Below are 972 nucleotides of genomic sequence, written 5' to 3'. Positions count from 1 at the left end.
AGCAGGATACCTGTTCGGTTGTTGGTGGGTGGAAAGGTCAACCTCAAGGTGTTCACCGTGAAGATCAAAAACGGATGGCGTGAGCCTAAGGGCCAGGGCTGGCGGATCGAACGAGATCACGCCGGGCATCGAGGCAGTTATTGGAAGCTTAAGTCCCCCCGCGGTGAGAGGATTGCTTCAGTTCGGGCTAATGGAGTTATCGCTCATCTTGACTAACTGCAAGGAGAGACTCGTGATTAATGCAGAGATGGTTGTGTGGCCGGTCCGCTCCGAGCAACTCGACAGAGATCACGCCCGACCGGCGTGTGCATTGCCAGCCGGAATGCTTGCTGTCGCACTTAGCAATGGCGACACCGTCGGTCCCATGTTTTGGCATGGTGGCTTGGAGTGTACTGCGTCGTGGCTGCCGTCGGGAGGTATTCGGCCACCGGCAGTTGGGTGGCAGGAGATCGCGCCCGAAACGTGGGGAATGACCATCATCGCCTACAACGAGCCCTGGTCCGATCCAATCATCGGGGGCGAATATGAGTTTGGATTGCACGGCGTGAGGCGGCTCGGAGGTATCCGCGCATCCGAGCAGCTTCAGCACGTCTCGGATGCTATTGCCCGGGAGTTGGCTCAGATCCGAACTCCGCGGGTGTTCGTTAACGACGACCCCGTTGTCATCCCGAGCCTGGCGGGGCTCGTGTCGGTCCACCTAGTGTCTGACGGGACGACGTACCGCGTGTTGGAACTGCCACCGCTTGAGTTCGACGATGGCGAGGTACGTGCCCGCAGGGCGAGGGTGCTGCGCGATGATCAACCGCTGAGCTCGGAAGGCGTGGTCGTGTGGGGCGCTGCGGGGCAGCCGCCGAAACTATGGCCGGATGGCTCCCATCCTCTGCTCGATGAGCCGGTGACCTCCCACCCGTTGCTCGCGGCGCTCGAGGACATTTTGGTGCCGACGCTCTAGGCGCCGGGTTCGAGCTTGCC

The 972-nt window shown here is 61.2% G+C and carries 1 protein-coding gene; it reads left to right on the top strand.

Annotated elements, in window-relative coordinates; all coding sequences use genetic code 11:
* The first annotated feature begins 469 nt into the window (after positions 1–469).
* Positions 470–952, top strand: a complete 483-nt coding sequence (locus BSZ39_RS13765; protein WP_143180559.1) for a hypothetical protein — start codon at positions 470–472, stop codon at positions 950–952.
* The last annotated feature ends 20 nt before the right edge of the window (positions 953–972 follow it).

It is taken from the genome of Bowdeniella nasicola, assembly GCF_001907295.1.
Classification (GTDB): Bacteria; Actinomycetota; Actinomycetes; order Actinomycetales; family Actinomycetaceae; genus Bowdeniella; species Bowdeniella nasicola.
Note: the sequence above shows the minus strand (reverse complement) of the source record. Positions and strands in the feature narration are given on the sequence as shown.